Genomic DNA, 14,773 nt, shown 5'->3' on the forward strand with positions numbered 1-14,773 from the left:
GCACCGGCGGCCCAGCGCATCGGCGAGCCTGGTCCCCGTCCGAGCCGATGCGTGATCATCTGGTGATCGCAATTCCGGTGTGTCCGCACGCTACGCTGACGGGGGCACCTGTCGGACAGAGATCGACCTGGATGGTGCAGCCATGAGAAGGATCTGGGCGGCGTGGGCGTGGCCGATCGTCACGTTCGTCGTGATCAGCGCCTTCATGATCACCGTGCTCGTGGTTCGCAGCGTGTCGGGCACGTCGGCCGACACCGCGAACGCCTCCGCCGCTCCGCTGGAACCGGCGCGGCACGTCAATACCCGTGCCTGGCGGACGATCGCCGCGGACCCGGCGAACCACGCCGACGAACGTGTCGTGGTGTGGGGGCGGGTGACGCGGTTCGACCCGAGGGCCGACGCGTCGAGCTTCCGCGCGAACGTCGACACAGCACGCCACACCCCCCGCAACGGAGTGGTGAACTACCCGACGGCGGTGGTCCTGCACGGTGCTCCGGACATTCTGCGGAACCTGGGCCAAGGCTTCATCTTCACCGCCGAGGTCACCGTCGACGGCACTGCCCCGGCGGGTGGCGCCCCGGACGCCACAATCCCCGCGCTGACCGTCACCAAGCTGACCGTCACCGACAAGACCGTCGGCTGAGCGCACCAGGCGGCTGAACGGCTCGACCGGGGGCTATTCGGTGCGGGACCGGTGGCTACTCGGTGCGGGCGAACCTGGCCACCGCGACGGCCAACAGCACGACGCTGCCCACGACGACCAGGGCGAGCTGCACCCCGAGCGGAACCTGCCAGCCGCCCCAGACGATGCCCGGGTCGAACCGGGCCCGGGTAGCGGCGTCCACCCGGAGGTGGTCGAACACCACCGAGCGCATCGGCTCCACCGCGTAGGTCATCGGGTTGACGTGGGTGAGAACGGTGAGCCAGCCGGGCAACCCGGACAGCGGGAACAGCGCGCCGGACAGGAAGATCATCGGGGTAATGATCATCTGCACCAGCGGGAAGGCCGACTGCACCTGCTTGACCCGCGCGGCCAGCACCAGCCCGAGGGCGACGATCAAGAAGGAGCACAGGAAGAGCAGCCCGACCAGTTCCAGCAGCATCACCGGTGAGTACGGGACCCCGACCAGCCCGGCCAGCGCCAGCAACACGACGCTCTGCACGGTCGAGACCGTGGCGCCGCCGACGCATTTCCCGGTCAGGATCGCCGTTGTGCTCACCGGCGCGACCAGCATCTCGCGCAGGAAGCCGAACTCCCGGTCCCACACCATCGAGATGCCGGAGAACGCGGCGGTGAACCCCACCGACATCGCCAGCACCCCGGGGAACAGGAACGCGGTGAACCGGACCGAGCCTCCCGCCGGACCGGCGCCGGACCCGACCAGCGAGCCCAGCCCCACTCCGAGTACCAGCAGGAACAGCAACGGTTGCACCAGCGACGACGCCATCCGGGTGCGGTCCTTGCCGAACCGGATGAGCTCGCGCTGCCACACCACCAGCGTGGCACGCGCCTCGTGGCGCAGGTCGAACACCGGCACCCGGGTGGGTGCTGTGCTCACCCGCCCCGCCGGCTCCGCCGGCTGCCGTCCCCCGAGGTCGGCCGTCATCGTCCCCTCCTGGCCATCACGGCGAACGGGCTCGGACCGGCGCCGGCCTCGGCGTCGCGGATCGTGGAGCCGGTGTGGGCCAGGAACACGTCATCGAGGGTCGGCCGCTGCACCGTCACCGATCGGATCTCCATCCCCAGCTCGGTGAACAGCCGTGGGACGAATCCCGCCCCGTCCGGTACCGACACCGTGACCAAACCCTCGTGCACCGCGGCGTCCAGCCCGAACCGGTCCCGCAGCCGGAGCAACGCCTCGGTGTCGTCGGACGTGCTGATCTGGACCCGGTCCGCGCCCACCCCGGCCTTGAGCCGGTCAGGGGTGTCCAGCGCGACGATCCGGCCCTCGTTCATGATCGCGATCCGGTCGCAGTTCTCGGCCTCCTCCATGTAGTGCGTGGTGACGAAGACAGTGGTCTTCTCGGTCCGGTGCAGCTCGCCGAGGTAGGACCAGATCGACTTGCGGGTCTGCGGGTCCAGTCCGATCGTCGGCTCGTCCAGGAACAGCACGCTCGGCGAGTGCAGCAGCCCCCTCGCGATCTCCAGCCGGCGCCGCATCCCGCCGGAGTACTTGTTCACCTCGTCGCCCCGACGTTCCCACAGCCCGACCATCCGCAGCACCTGCTCGCGCCGCGCCGCCGCGCTGGCCCGGTCCACGCCGTACAGCTCGCCGTGGAAGCGCAGGTTCTGCTCGCCGGAGAGGTAGCCGTCCAGGGTCGGCTCCTGGAACACCAGGCCGATCTGCCTTCGGACCGCGGCGCGCTGGCGGACCACGTCGAAGCCGGCGACCTCGGCGGTGCCGGCGCTCGCCGTGGCGAGGGTGCACAGGATGTTGATCGTGGTCGACTTGCCGGCGCCGTTCGGCCCGAGGAAGCCGAACGTCTCCCCGGGAGCGACGTCCAGGTCGATCCCGCGTACCGCCTGCACCGAGCCGTAGCTCTTCACCAGCCCACGAACCCGCACCGCCGGCGGCTGGTGGCCAGGCGGTGTCGGGGTGCTCGGTTCGACTCCGGTCTGGTTCACGTGACCTCCGCGTTCGTCCCGTCGCGACGCTACGTCGCGCCGGGAGGTAGCGGCAATGCGGTTTGCCGGCGGCTACGACCTCGCCCGCCACAGTGGCAGCAGAAACGCCGGGCCTCCCGCGGTGGGAGCGCCCGGCGTTTTGCTTGTGGTTGCTGTCCAGGCCGGCCGAAGAGCGGCCGACCTGGACCTTTCGATCAGGCAGGATCAGGCAGGGTCAGATCAGGTCGTACCGGTCGAGGTTCATGACCTTGTCGAACGCGGCGACGAAGTCGTGCACGAACTTCTCCTTCGCGTCGTCGCTCGCGTAGACCTCGGCGACGGCGCGCAGTTCGGAGTTCGAGCCGAAGACGAGGTCGGCGCGGCTGCCGGTCCACGTGACCTCACCGGTGGCGGAGTCGCGACCCTCGAAGGTCTCTGCGGTGGCGCCGTCTTCGGTCGCCTTCCACGTCGTGCCCATGTCGAGCAGGTTGACGAAGAAGTCGTTGGTCAGCGATCCGGGCGTCGTGGTGAGGACGCCTTGTGGGGACTGCCCGGTGTTGGCGCCCAGGACGCGCAGGCCGCCGACGAGGACGGTCATCTCGGGTGCGCTGAGGGTGAGCAGGTTCGCGCGGTCGATGAGCAGGTACTCCGACGGGAGTCGGTTGCCCTTGCCCCGGTAGTTGCGGAACCCGTCCGCGGTCGGCTCGAGTGCGACGAAGGACTCGATGTCGGTCTGCTCCTGCGAGGCGTCCGTACGCCCCGGGGTGAATGGGACAGCCACGTCGTGGCCGGCGTTCTTGGCGGCCTGCTCGACCGCTGCGCACCCGCCGAGCACGATGAGGTCGGCGAGGGAGATCTGCTTGCCGCCGGTCTGGGAGGCGTTGAAGGACTGCTGGATGCCTTCCAGGGTGCGCAGCACCTGCGCCAGCGTGTCGGGGTCGTTGACCTCCCAGTCGCGCTGCGGCTCGAGGCGGATCCGGGCCCCGTTCGCGCCGCCGCGCTTGTCGCTGCCGCGGAAGGTCGAGGCCGACGCCCACGCGGTGGAGACGAGCTGGGCGACCGACAGGTCCGAGGCGAGGATCTGGCCCTTGAGCGCCGCGATGTCCTCGGCCCCGACCAGCTTGTGGTCCACCGCCGGGACCGGGTCCTGCCAGAGCAGCGTCTCCTGGGGGACCAACGGGCCGAGGTAGCGCTGGATCGGGCCCATGTCACGGTGCGTCAGCTTGAACCAGGCCCGGGCGAACGCGTCCGCCAGTTGGTCCGGGTTCTCCAGGAAGCGCCGCGAGATCGGCTCGTAGATCGGGTCGAACCGCAGCGCGAGGTCGGTGGTCAGCATCGTCGGAGGCCGGACCAGCGAACCGTCCTCGGGGTCCGGCACGGTGTTGGCCCCGGCGCCGTCCTTCGGCTGCCACTGGTTGGCGCCGGCGGGGCTCTTGGTGAGCTCCCACTCGTAGCCGAAAAGGTTCTGGAAGAAGCTGTTGCTCCACCTCGTCGGCGTGGCCGTCCAGGTGACCTCGAGGCCGCTGGTGATCGCGTCCCGGCCCTTTCCGCTGCCGAAGCTGTTCGTCCAGCCGAGGCCCTGCTCCTCGAGCGGTGCGCCCTCGGGCTCGGGTCCGACGTAGCGGTCCGGGTCGGCCGCGCCGTGGGTCTTGCCGAACGTGTGCCCGCCCGCGATCAGCGCGACGGTCTCCTCGTCGTTCATCGCCATGCGCCCGAACGTCTCGCGGATGTCGCGGGCCGCGGCGAGCGGGTCGGGGACGCCGTTGGGGCCCTCCGGGTTGACGTAGATGAGACCCATCTGGACGGCGGCCAGCGGGTTCTCGAGCTCCCGGTCGCCGGTGTAGCGCTCGTCGCCGCCGAGCCAGGTCTCCTCGGGTCCCCAGTAGACGTCCTCGTCGGGCTCCCAGACGTCCGGCCGGCCGCCGGCGAAGCCGAAGGTCGTGAAGCCCATCGTCTCCAGGGCGCGGTTGCCCGCGAAGATCATCAGGTCGGCCCAGGAGACCGTGCGGCCGTACTTCTTCTTGACCGGCCAGAGCAGCCGGCGCGCCTTGTCGAGGTTGCCGTTGTCCGGCCAGCTGTTCAGCGGCGCGAAGCGCTGCATGCCTGCGCCGGCGCCGCCTCGGCCGTCGTGGATGCGGTAGGTGCCGGCGCTGTGCCACGCCATCCGGATCATGAACGGCCCGTAGTGGCCGAAGTCGGCGGGCCACCATTCCTGCGAGGTCGTGAGCACCGCGTCGACGTCGGCGGCCAGTGCGTCGAGGTCGACGGTGTTGAACGCGGCGGCGTAGTCGAAGTCCTCACCCATCGGGTTGGCCACGGCGGGGTGCTTGCGGAGGATGCTCAGGTTGAGCTGGTTCGGCCACCAGTCCCGGTTGCTCCCGCCCTCGGTCGGGTGCGGGCGGCGTCCGGTCGCGACGGGGCACCGGGCTTCCTGCTCCTCATTCATCTCTCCAACAACGGCGTCAGGACTGTCAGACACGGGAATCCCTCCGGGATCAGACGGTGTGTTCAGGAACTGAATGCGGTGGAACAGTCGGGGCACAGGCCCCAGTAGATGACCTCGGCCTCGTCTATCACGAAGCCCCGGTCGTCGGACGCGGTCATGCAGGGGGTGGTGCCGACGGCGCAATCGATATCGGCGATGGCACCGCAGGACCGACACACGACGTGGTGGTGGTTGTCCCCGACCCTCGACTCGTAGCGCGCCACCGAGCCCGCCGGCTCGATGCGCCGCACCAGACCCGCGGTAGTAAGCGCACGCAGCACGTCGTAGACGGCCTGGTGGGACACCTCACCGAGGTCCCCGCGCACGATACCGATGATCGAGTCAGTGTCGGCATGTGGATGGTCGTGCACCGCGGACAGCACCGCCACCCGAGGACGTGTCACACGCAGGGCAACCCCACGCAACATGCGCTCGAGTTCCGAAGTCGTTGGCACGCCGCGAAGTTTGCCAGTTTTCTGGACTCAATCAAGAACCGGGGGGCGGCATGTGCGCACTCAGCGGCCGATCGTGGCGGCCACCGACCCGGAGACAGCAGCCGCGTCGGTGGGTGTCAGGCCCAGCGACGTGAGGACATGCTGGGTGAAGGCTTCCTCGGCGCCACGGCCGTGGCGGCCGTCGAGGATCCCCCGGATCAGTCCGAACGCCCCGCCGATGATCGCGGTCAAGGTCACCTCGATATCGACCACGGCGAAGCGCCCGGTCGCGAGACCGCGCTCGACGGCGATCCGCGCATAGGGGTGCATGGCGGTCCCGAACAGCGAGTCGGCGTGTCCGAGGTTCACCACGAGGCGTGCGAAGTCGGGGTCGTCGAAGGCGAGCCGGATGATCCGGAGGCAGGATGAGGCGACCACCTCGGCGGGGTCGACGACATGTCGAACCGACGTCATGGTGGCGGCCGCGAGATCGGTCAGGCTCTCCGAGATCACCGCCTCGACGAGTGCCTCCTTCGTGGTGAAGTGGTTGTAGAACGAGCCCAGGGCCACGTCGGCCCGTTCGGTGATCTCTTGGATGCGGAGGCCGGCGACGCCCCGCTCAGCGATCAAGGTCCGACCCGCGTCGAGCAACTTCCTCCTGGTGCGCTCGCGCTGGCGATCACCTCGCGTCGGGCTGCCGCGCTGCGACTCGTTCTCCACGAACTCATCCTCGCAGCTCGTACGGCTGTCACGGTGCCGTGCGTGTCCTCCCGCCATCAGCGGCCCGCGGCCTCGTCAGCTTCTCGGTCAGCGGTTGCCGATGAAGCTGATGGCCTCGCCGGTCGGGGCGGGCAGGCCGAGCAGCTTGGCGACCAACTGGCTGGCCGGGTTGTTCACCGCCATGGTCGCGTCCGGCGGGAGCAGGCCCGCAGTGATCATCATGTGCGCGGCGCGGACCATGATGATGGCCAGCCGGGTGCCGGCGAAGATCTCGTAGTAGTCGATGTCGCGCACCTGGTGCCCGGTGATCTGTTCGTAGCGCGCTATCGACTCGGCCCCGTCCGGGATGCCCTCGGGGAGCGGCAGCCCGATGCCTTCGGTGTGGTGTCGGATCAGGAACAGCCACCAGCCGAGTTCGAGCTCGCGGCTGGCCAGCGCCACCATCTCCCAGTCCAGGACCGCCGCCACGGTGTGGTCGTCGGCGAAGATGAGGTTGCCGACCCGGGCGTCACCCCAGTTGAGGACCTTCTCGCCCTCCTCGACGGGCTGGTTGTCCCGCAGCCAGCGCAGCGCGGCTTCGAGAGTGTGGTTGGGCTCACCCTCGGCGGCCCAGGTGAAGATCTGCTCCCAGTGCGCGAGCTGGGCGGCCAGTCCGCTGCACTGCTCAGGGCTGTCCAGGAACTCCAGGCCGAGGGCTCGCCAGTCGACCTGGTGAACCTGGGCCAGCACCCGCAGGCTGTTGTCCCAGAGCTGCCCGCGCTGCTCGGGTTCGAGGTCCAGCACCCAGCCCGTGGCGGTGAACGGCGGGTCGTCCGACGGGATGCGGCCGTCCACCCGGGCCATGACCAGGAACGGCGACCCGAGCACCTCGGGATCCTGCTCGTAGAAGAGGATCTTCGGCGCCGGGACCGCGGTGTGGTCGGCGAGCGCGCGCATGACCGTGGCCTCCTTCGCCAGGTCGTAGCTGGCGAACACCCCGGGGCCGCCCGGTTGTACCCGCGCGACCATCCCCTGCAGCTTCGGCGCACCGTTCTCGGTCCAGGCGGCGTCGAACAGGACGGTCTCGGTGGACAGGCCGCTCGCACTGGGAACGTTCACCCCGCTCACCCGGATGTCCTGTGCGTCCGGCATCCGCCGCCCGAGCCAGCTGGTGAGAGCCCGGGTCGCCTCGTCGGCGTCAATCTTGTTCGTCAGGGCCATGTCGGTCGCCTCACTTACTCGTGCGGGAGAGGTCCTTGGCGCGTGCAACCACGCCGCCACCGCTCTCCTTGCGCATCTTCTTCAGCAGCCACTTGGCGGACTGCTGTCCGGGGATGCCGCTGATGCCCCCGGTGGGGTGGGTTCCGGCGCCGCTGAGGAACAGTCCGGGTACCGGCGTGTGGTAGCTGCCGAACCCGCTGGCCGGACGCAGTGGTCCCATCCGCATGGCCGCCGGGTCGACGTGGTAGACGTTGCCGCCGGGGACGTTGAACCGCGTCTCGAGGTCCGGGATGTTGAACACCCGACGCTCGATGACCATCGAGTCCAGCCCCTCGTAGATCTCCGCGGCCGCGTCCAGCGCACGGTCGCCGATCTTGTCCCGGACGTCCTTCCACGGCTCGCGCGGGTGCGCCGGGGTGATGCCCGACCAGTACCAGAAGGTGTCCTTGCCGGCCGGGGCCTGACTGGGGTCGAGTGCGGTCGGGATGATCCCGATGCCGCAGATCGGGTCCGGCCAGCGCCCGGCGATGGTGTCCTCCCAGGCCCGGATGTGCTCGTCGAAGGTCTGCCAGGCCACGATCGGCTCGCGCAGGTTGAGGGTGTCGCCGGGGAGGTGCGCGGCGCGCCACGCCTGGTGGCGGGGCAGGGTGAGCTGGCCGTCCAACGCGACGTCGATCTTGAGTGAAGCGGCTTCCACGACGTCGACGGGGATCGCGTCGGCGCGTCGCTGCATGGTGTCCTCGAGGACACCGCGCGGCAGCAGCTCGGTCAGGGTCAGCTTCGGGCTGCAGGACGCCAACACGTACGGCGCGCGCAGCACCTCCCCACCCTCGAGCCGGACGCCGCTGATCCTCTCGCCGTCCAGCAGCAGTTCCGAGACGCGTGCGGAGAGCTGGACCTTGCCGCCGCTGGCCTCGAAGGAGCGTTGGATCGAGGCCGGGAGCTGTCCTGACCCGCCGGCCATTCGCGAGGAGTTCAGCCGGTGGCACATCGCGATGTAGATGAGCGCCCAGCCGGTGCCGTCCTGGGTCATCCAGCAGAACGGCGGCATCGACGCCAGCGCGGCCTGCAGGATCGGGGTGTCGAACCGTTCGGTGATGATCTCGGCGTGCGACCGGGTCAGGAAGTCGACCAGTGGCCTCAGTTCCTTGCGGCGCCGGGCCAGGACCGGGATCGAGTTGAGCAGCGCGCGGCCGGAGGGCCGGGTCGGGTGGCCTTTCATGAACGGCAGCGCCAGGTCCATCAGCGCGTCGCACTGGTTGGCGAACTCGAGGTAGGCGGCCGCGTCCTTGTGCGAGAACCGCTTGAGCTCCTCGGCGGTGCGCCGGGGGTCCCGCCAGAACGCCAGCGAGGATCCGTCGACGTCGAGGTGCACGTGGAACGGGTCGGCGATGATCTGTCGGAGCCCGTGGCGCCCGAGCTGGAGGTCGTCCACGATGGTGGTGGAGCGGAACATCGAGGCTTGGATGCCGCCCTCGTTGATCAGGTGGTCGGGGGCGCTGGGAAAGATCGGGTTGGTGCCGAGCATCCCGCCCGAGGTGGGCGAGGCCTCGAGCACCACGACGCGCTTACCCGCCCTGGCCAGGTAGGCCGCCGCGGTGAGACCGTTGTGGCCGGCGCCGATGACGATGACGTCGTAGTCGTGGCTCATGGATATCGAGCTCCTTCGCTCGCCGGTAACGGGGGTTCGGATCGGTGTCCCCGGGTCAGCTGCTCGAGGCGACGACCGAGCGCCGCTTCTTCATGGCGCGCTGGTAGGTGTCGAACCACAGTTCCTGGTAGGTGGCGTACGCGACCCGGCCCTCCTGGTCCTCCCAGCGGTAGACGCTGTCGTGGAAGGAGGTGTTCGGCCAGGCCGGCAGCGAGGCGCAGGCGATCGCCTCGCCGGTGAACCGGTAGGTCGCCCCAGTTTCGTCCTCCGCCTCGATCTCCTGGCGAATCGGCAGGTGGATCGTGGGGTGGTACTCCAGCACGTTGCGCCGGACCCGGACGATCTCGCGGGTCTCCTCGCCGAGCTGGATCCACGCGTAGTGGTGCGAGGGGCGGTTGCCCACCTCGAACAGGCCGGCCCAGGCGGGGTCGGTGTCCAGTGGCTCGAAGCTGATCTGGTTGAAGATCAGGTCGGGGCCGAAGTACATCGGTGACCAGCCGACCGGCGGGATGGGTACCGCGCCGCGCTTCTCCACCCGGATCTGCCGCCAGGAGCGGTCCCTGGGGGCGTAGCAGTCGATCGCGTGGCGTTCGCCGTGCAATACCAGCTCGCCGGTCATGTGCATGAACTGCTCGGTGCCGCCCGGCTCGCGGCTCGGGTCGTTGTGGTGGTCCTCCTCACCGGGCATGACGTGGCCGCGTGCGAGCAGTGGGGTGACGGCCTCGGCGACCACGTCCAGGGAGGTGTCGCCGTCGTGGCTGGTGTAGGTGATCCGGGCGGTACGGCCGAGCTCGGTGAACTCGATCCGCAAGCCGTTGGCGGTGGTGACCGTGTTCCCCTCGATCGTCGGCCACGGCATGGTGATCTCGTAGTCCAGGTACGCCATGTCGGTGTGCTCGACGTTGTCGGTGCCCTGGAAGATGCACACGCCGCCCTGCGACAGGGGGAACGCGGGTTGGTAGCGCACGTACAGGAAGGCGCCGATCTGTGCCTCCGGGATGGAGAAGCCGAAGTAGTGGGTGTGGATCAGGTGTGGGTCCCACTGCTCGCCCGGGGCAGGCAGCGGCAGCCAGAGATCGGTCTCGCCGGGGTGGACTCCGATGGGCACGGTCAGCTCCTCGATGCGTCGATCGTGCTGGTGCCGGCGACAGCTGTGCCGGCGTAGGAAGGGGTGGGAGCCTCGGTCCCGACGACGAGGGCCTTGAGCTTCGCGGCCAGCGACTCGTCGGGCAGTTCGTGCGCCGGTCGCGCCACGGCGAGGCTGATGATCCACACGCAGAACAGCGACAGGCCCAGGCAGGCGAAGCCCGCGAGGTAGGTCACCGCGTAGGACACGTCGTGCTGGTTGAGCGTGCCCCACATCGGCCACGCCGCCGCACCGTTGGCGATGCCGTCGGCCATCGGGATGATCGGGATGACGGCCAGCCGCTTCAAGGGGGTGTCCAGCCTCGGCCCCAGCTTGTAGATCAGCGCGCCGGCGACCATCGGCATCACCGGGTTCACGAAGCCCCACCACAGCGGGAAGCCCCAGAAGTTGAACGGCTGGTGGCCGTAGTAGAGGTACGTACCGGCCAGGATGCCGGGGGTCTCCAGGAAGATGTCGACCACGCAGTCGATCGCCCACAGCAGGAACAGGTCCCTCGTGGTCACGCCACGGCGGAAGAGCCGCGAGGCCAGGTAACCCAGCCCGCCGACGTACCAGGGATAGACGAAGCAGATGTAGAGCGGCATCGTCCGGTCCAGGATGGTGAACGTGCCGAGCGCGTTCACCTCCTTCAGGTAGACCAGGCCCAGTACGTCGACCACCGGCTCCATCGTCGCGGCGAGGGCGCCACCGATGATGCAGTAGAGCAGCACCGGGCCCTGCCCTTTGACGATCTTCCGGACGGCCAGTGCCAGCGCGATGCCGAGCGGGATGAAGATGAAGATGTTGAAGATCGTCTCTGGCAGCTTCGGCATCGCATCGGTGACCGGCGGCTGTGGGATCGACGGCGTCAGCGCTGTGATCAGCGAGATCAACACTGGTCTTCTCCGATCATCGGGTGGGCCAGGACATACCGAACACTGTTTGGAATGTACCTGTGACTGATCCGACGTTCAAGAGTGAAAGTTCATTCAATGTCTGACGGCGGGGGTCGCACGGGCAGCCGCCACCGCCGATCGCGCCCAGCGACCAGCTGTACGTCTCGATCGGCTACCCGCCGCGGACCCTTGCGCCGTGACCACCGAACGGATCTGACCAGCCCCGACGCCAACGCGCGGGCGCCCTGACTTGCGACCCCACGCGCCACCGCGCCGGTCGCGGGTTCTGGTGCCGTTCGCGTAGATTCGCGCGGCACGCGCTCTAACGGCGACGTGCGGCGTGGAGGTCCTCGATGACGATGATGTCGGAGCGGGTGGCGTTGCACCGGGCACACGACCCGGGTGACTCATGGACCGCGCGTGGCCCCCGGGTGCCGGCCGCCGTGGTACGCGAGGTGCGTCAGGTGCTCGACGCCGCCGCCGCGCTGTTGATCTGGTCCCCCGCTCCGGCGCCGATCGTCGACTATCCGGCCGCGAGCGCCGCGTTGTCCGAGGTGTGGCGGCTGGTCACCGGCGCTCTGCGGGGCGACCCGCACGCCGCCGAGCGAGCCTCCACCTCGGACGACCTGTTCGAACTGTTGAACCGGATACGCGCCGTCGAGGCCGAGTTGCGCGACGGCAGGACCGCGCAGCGGGAGCGCGCCCTGGGCGAGGTCGGCCGGGTACTGGGCAGGCTGAGTGGGGCTCGCACGGTCAGCCAGCTGAACGACATCGGGGTGCGGGCGCTCTGTGACCTGGGCTTCGACCGGGCGATCGTGTCCGCGATCCGGGACTCGGTGTGGCGGACCGAGGCGATGTGCGTACGGGGAGACCCCGAGTGGGCTGAGGAGATCGTCCGCGTCGGCCGGCAGAACCCGCGCCGGCTGTTGAGCGGACTGGTCGAGTCCGAGGCGGCCCGCCGGCGGTCGGCGCTGGTGGTCAGCAACGTGCAGAGCGAGAGCCACGTGCACCGGCAGATTGCCGAGGCGTCGCTGGCCCGCTCGTACGTGACCGCCCCGGTGCTGGTGGAGGGGCGTGTCGTCGGTCTGCTGCACGCCGACTGCTATTTCCAGCGCCGCAATGTGGACGAGTTCGACCGCGACCTGCTGGCCACCTTCGCCGCCGGTTACGGCTATGCCCTGCAGCGGACCATGTTGCTCGCCCGGCTGTCCGGCCTGCGGGACTCGGTGGGCCGGATGGCCGGCGAGCTGACCGACGCGATGGACCAGGACCTGGCCGGCTGGCCAGGTCAGACGGGGGGCCCGGACGGTTGCCTGCTCGACGCGGACTGCGTCGAACACCCCGGCCCGATCGGAGCCCCGCCGGTGGGCCCGCTCGGACCCGCCGACCCGGGGCTGAGCCGACGTGAGCTCGACGTGCTGCGGTTGATGGCCACCGGGCAGACCAACGCCCGGATAGCCACCCGGCTGGTCCTGTCCGAGGGCACCGTGAAGACCCACGTGCGCAACATCCTGCGCAAGCTCGGCGCGGCCAACCGGGCGGAGGCGGTCACCCGGTGGCTGCGGCCCGGCGCGACTACCGCGTCCCCCCGGCGCCGCTGAGCCCGCCGCCGAGGCCCGTCCCGGGCACTGCCGGAAGCATCGTCCGGTCGGCGGTGATCTTCTCGTCCGATCGGTACAGATCCGGGTCCGCCCGGACGTGACCCGTGCCACGGTCCCCACGCAACGACGGGGTTGCCGGGAGCACGGGAGACGGCGATGGGCTGGTTCGACGGCCGGGTGGCGCTGGCATGAGCATCGCGACGACGGACCTGGCGGGACTGGTACAGCCGGCCAAGGGCACCGTGTCCCGCCAGGTCTACGTGGACCAGGGGATCTACGACCACGAGTTGGAGCGGATCTTCACGAGGTCCTGGCTCTTCCTCGGCCACACCAGCCAGCTGGCCCAGCCGGGCGACTTCCTCACCACGTACATGGGTGAGGACCCGGTGATCGTGGCGCGCGGCAAGGACGGCCAGGTCCGCGCGATGCTGAACTCGTGCCGGCACCGGGGCATGCGGGTGTGCCGTTCGGACGAGGGCAACACCAGCTTCTTCCGCTGCCCCTACCACGCCTGGACGTACTCCAACACCGGTGAGCTGACCGGGGTGCCGAAGTTCCGGCTGGGCTACGGCGGCGTGCTGGACAAGAAGGAGTGGGGCCTGCTCGAGGTGCCCCGCGTGGAGGAGTACGGCGGGTTCCTGTTCGGCAACTGGGACGCCGGCGCGGTGCCGCTGACCGAGTGGCTGGGCGATTTCCGGCTCTACTTCGATCTGGTCTTCGGGCGGGACCCGGAGGGGGTGGAGTTCGTCGGCGGCGTGCACAAGTGGTCGGTGAGAAGCAACTGGAAGATCCCCACCGAGAACTTCGCCTGTGACATGTACCACGTGGCACACTCGCACGCCCGCTCCATGGAGATCGGCCTGCTCGGCCCGTCGGGGGACGACGGTTACGAGATCGCCGCCGGAATGGGTTTCCTCGGCAACGGGTTCGGGCCACCGGCCAGCGCGGACGCCGAGGGCGCCCCGGTGCACCCGATGGCGACCATGGCCACCCCGTACAGCGAGCACCTGGCCGCCCAACGGGCCAGGGTCGCCGAGCGGTACAGCCAGGAGATGAGCAGGGTCGTGCCCGGCGGGCACGGCAACGTCTTCCCGAACTTCGCGTTCCTGGACATCGAGCTGTTGCGACTGGTCCGGGTGCACCATCCGGAGGGCCCGGGCAGCCACACCGTCCACCAGTGGTGCGTGGTGGACAAGAGCCTCCCGGCCGAGGTCAAGGACGCCCTGCGGCGCCAGTACACCCTCACCTTCGGGCCCAGCGGCATGCTCGAACAGGACGACGGGGAGAACTTCCGGGAGTGCCAGGCCTCCATGCGCGGGGTGATCGGGCGCCGGATGGAGAACAACCTGATGCTGGGCCTGGGTCAGGACCGGACCGGCGCGGAGATCGTCGGCGACGGGGACGCGCCCGGAGCCGGCGGCGGCATCTGGTCGGAGGCCAACCAACGGCGCTGGTACGAGCATTGGCTGTCGTTCATGACCGGGCAGGTGCGGCGGTGACCGCTGTCGAGCCAGGTACCCGTCTGGACCGGATGCTGCTGAGCTGGTCGGTGGAGCAGTTCTACTTCCACGAGGCGACCCTGCTCGACGAGCGGCGCCTCCGCGAGTGGCTCGCACTGTGGGATCCCGAGGCGCGGTACTGGGCGCCGACCCGGGTGAACCGGGAGGGCAGCCCGGACGTCACCGTGCCCGGCCAGCTGGGCGTGTTCGAGGACAACCACCTGACGCTGGCGCTGCGGGTGGCCAGCATGGAGGCGAAGTCCGCATGGGCGGAGATCCCGCCCTCGCGGACCCGCCGGCTGATCTCCAACGTGCAGGTCAGCGAGAGCGACGACGGCACCGTGTCCGCGGGTTCGAACTTCATCGTCTACCGCTCCCGGCTGGAGAGCGTCGAGCACTGGTTCGTCGGCCGGCGCAGCGACCGGCTGGAGCGCGTGGAGCCGACCGGCCGGACGGACGACGGCGCGGGCTGGCGGATCCGCGAGCGGATGGTCCTGCTGGACCACGCGTCGTTCCGCACCGACAACATCAGCGTCCTGTTCTGATGCCCGTGGGA

At 69.6% G+C, this 14,773-nt stretch carries 13 protein-coding genes; 4 read left to right on the forward strand and 9 right to left on the reverse strand.

Going from position 1 to position 14,773, the window contains the following annotated elements; all coding sequences use genetic code 11:
* The first annotated feature begins 142 nt into the window (after nt 1-142).
* A complete protein-coding gene (locus ACTXG6_RS06835) occupies nt 143-643 on the forward strand; it encodes a hypothetical protein (RefSeq protein ID WP_445186912.1) in 501 nt (166 codons plus the stop codon).
* 55 nt (nt 644-698) lie between these two features.
* Here ACTXG6_RS06835 and ACTXG6_RS06840 read toward each other — a convergent pair whose 3' ends face one another.
* The 9 genes from ACTXG6_RS06840 to ACTXG6_RS06880 form a co-directional block, all read right to left on the reverse strand.
* Nucleotides 699-1,607, reverse strand: a complete 909-nt coding sequence (locus ACTXG6_RS06840; protein WP_445186913.1) for an ABC transporter permease — start codon at nt 1,605-1,607, stop codon at nt 699-701.
* Nucleotides 1,604-2,626 (reverse strand): ABC transporter ATP-binding protein, encoded by a 1,023-nt coding sequence (locus ACTXG6_RS06845; protein ID WP_445186914.1) that lies wholly within the window; start codon nt 2,624-2,626, stop codon nt 1,604-1,606. The genes ACTXG6_RS06840 and ACTXG6_RS06845 overlap by 4 nt, the downstream gene beginning before the upstream one ends.
* 214 nt (nt 2,627-2,840) lie before the next feature.
* Nucleotides 2,841-5,084, reverse strand: a complete 2,244-nt coding sequence (gene katG / locus ACTXG6_RS06850) for a catalase/peroxidase HPI (protein WP_445186915.1) — start codon at nt 5,082-5,084, stop codon at nt 2,841-2,843.
* A 29-nt stretch (nt 5,085-5,113) separates the two neighbouring features.
* Nucleotides 5,114-5,545 (reverse strand): Fur family transcriptional regulator, encoded by a 432-nt coding sequence (locus tag ACTXG6_RS06855; RefSeq protein ID WP_445186916.1) that lies wholly within the window; start codon nt 5,543-5,545, stop codon nt 5,114-5,116.
* A 60-nt stretch (nt 5,546-5,605) separates the two neighbouring features.
* Nucleotides 5,606-6,244, reverse strand: coding sequence for a TetR/AcrR family transcriptional regulator (locus tag ACTXG6_RS06860; RefSeq protein ID WP_445186917.1), 639 nt, complete (start codon nt 6,242-6,244; stop codon nt 5,606-5,608).
* Nucleotides 6,245-6,331: 87 nt separating this feature from the next.
* Nucleotides 6,332-7,444 carry a phosphotransferase family protein gene (locus tag ACTXG6_RS06865; protein WP_445186918.1) on the reverse strand — a complete coding sequence of 371 codons (1,113 nt, stop codon included), beginning with the start codon at nt 7,442-7,444 and terminating at the stop codon, nt 6,332-6,334.
* A 10-nt stretch (nt 7,445-7,454) separates the two neighbouring features.
* A complete protein-coding gene (locus ACTXG6_RS06870) occupies nt 7,455-9,095 on the reverse strand; it encodes a phytoene desaturase family protein (RefSeq protein ID WP_445186919.1) in 1,641 nt (546 codons plus the stop codon).
* Nucleotides 9,096-9,150: 55 nt separating this feature from the next.
* Nucleotides 9,151-10,203: a DUF7064 domain-containing protein gene (locus tag ACTXG6_RS06875; protein WP_445186920.1), complete on the reverse strand. Its 1,053-nt coding sequence runs from the start codon at nt 10,201-10,203 to the stop codon at nt 9,151-9,153.
* A gap of 2 nt (nt 10,204-10,205) precedes the next feature.
* A complete protein-coding gene (locus ACTXG6_RS06880) occupies nt 10,206-11,117 on the reverse strand; it encodes a hypothetical protein (protein WP_445186921.1) in 912 nt (303 codons plus the stop codon).
* Between the two features lie 353 nt (nt 11,118-11,470).
* Between ACTXG6_RS06880 and ACTXG6_RS06885 the strand changes: the two genes are divergently transcribed.
* The 3 genes from ACTXG6_RS06885 to ACTXG6_RS06895 all read left to right on the forward strand — a co-directional run bounded on the left by ACTXG6_RS06885 (nt 11,471) and on the right by ACTXG6_RS06895 (nt 14,762).
* Nucleotides 11,471-12,718, forward strand: a complete 1,248-nt coding sequence (locus ACTXG6_RS06885) for a LuxR C-terminal-related transcriptional regulator (protein ID WP_445186922.1) — start codon at nt 11,471-11,473, stop codon at nt 12,716-12,718.
* A 188-nt stretch (nt 12,719-12,906) separates the two neighbouring features.
* Nucleotides 12,907-14,217, forward strand: a complete 1,311-nt coding sequence (locus ACTXG6_RS06890; RefSeq protein ID WP_445186923.1) for an aromatic ring-hydroxylating oxygenase subunit alpha — start codon at nt 12,907-12,909, stop codon at nt 14,215-14,217.
* On the forward strand, nt 14,214-14,762 hold the full coding sequence (locus ACTXG6_RS06895) for an aromatic-ring-hydroxylating dioxygenase subunit beta (protein WP_445186924.1): 549 nt from the start codon (nt 14,214-14,216) through the stop codon (nt 14,760-14,762). The genes ACTXG6_RS06890 and ACTXG6_RS06895 overlap by 4 nt, the downstream gene beginning before the upstream one ends.
* Nucleotides 14,763-14,773: the final 11 nt, after the last annotated feature.

This window comes from Pseudonocardia sp. Cha107L01, assembly GCF_052566575.1.

What these genes read in the sequence shown, in the direction of transcription:
- ACTXG6_RS06865 (WP_445186918.1), bottom strand. Translation starts at nt 7,444, where the DNA reads ATGGCCCTGACGAACAAGATTGACGCCGACGAGGCGACCCGGGCTCTC.
- ACTXG6_RS06890 (WP_445186923.1), top strand. Translation starts at nt 12,907, where the DNA reads ATGAGCATCGCGACGACGGACCTGGCGGGACTGGTACAGCCGGCCAAG.
- ACTXG6_RS06885 (WP_445186922.1), top strand. Translation starts at nt 11,471, where the DNA reads ATGACGATGATGTCGGAGCGGGTGGCGTTGCACCGGGCACACGACCCG.
- ACTXG6_RS06870 (WP_445186919.1), bottom strand. Translation starts at nt 9,095, where the DNA reads ATGAGCCACGACTACGACGTCATCGTCATCGGCGCCGGCCACAACGGT.
- ACTXG6_RS06835 (WP_445186912.1), top strand. Translation starts at nt 143, where the DNA reads ATGAGAAGGATCTGGGCGGCGTGGGCGTGGCCGATCGTCACGTTCGTC.
- ACTXG6_RS06840 (WP_445186913.1), bottom strand. Translation starts at nt 1,607, where the DNA reads ATGACGGCCGACCTCGGGGGACGGCAGCCGGCGGAGCCGGCGGGGCGG.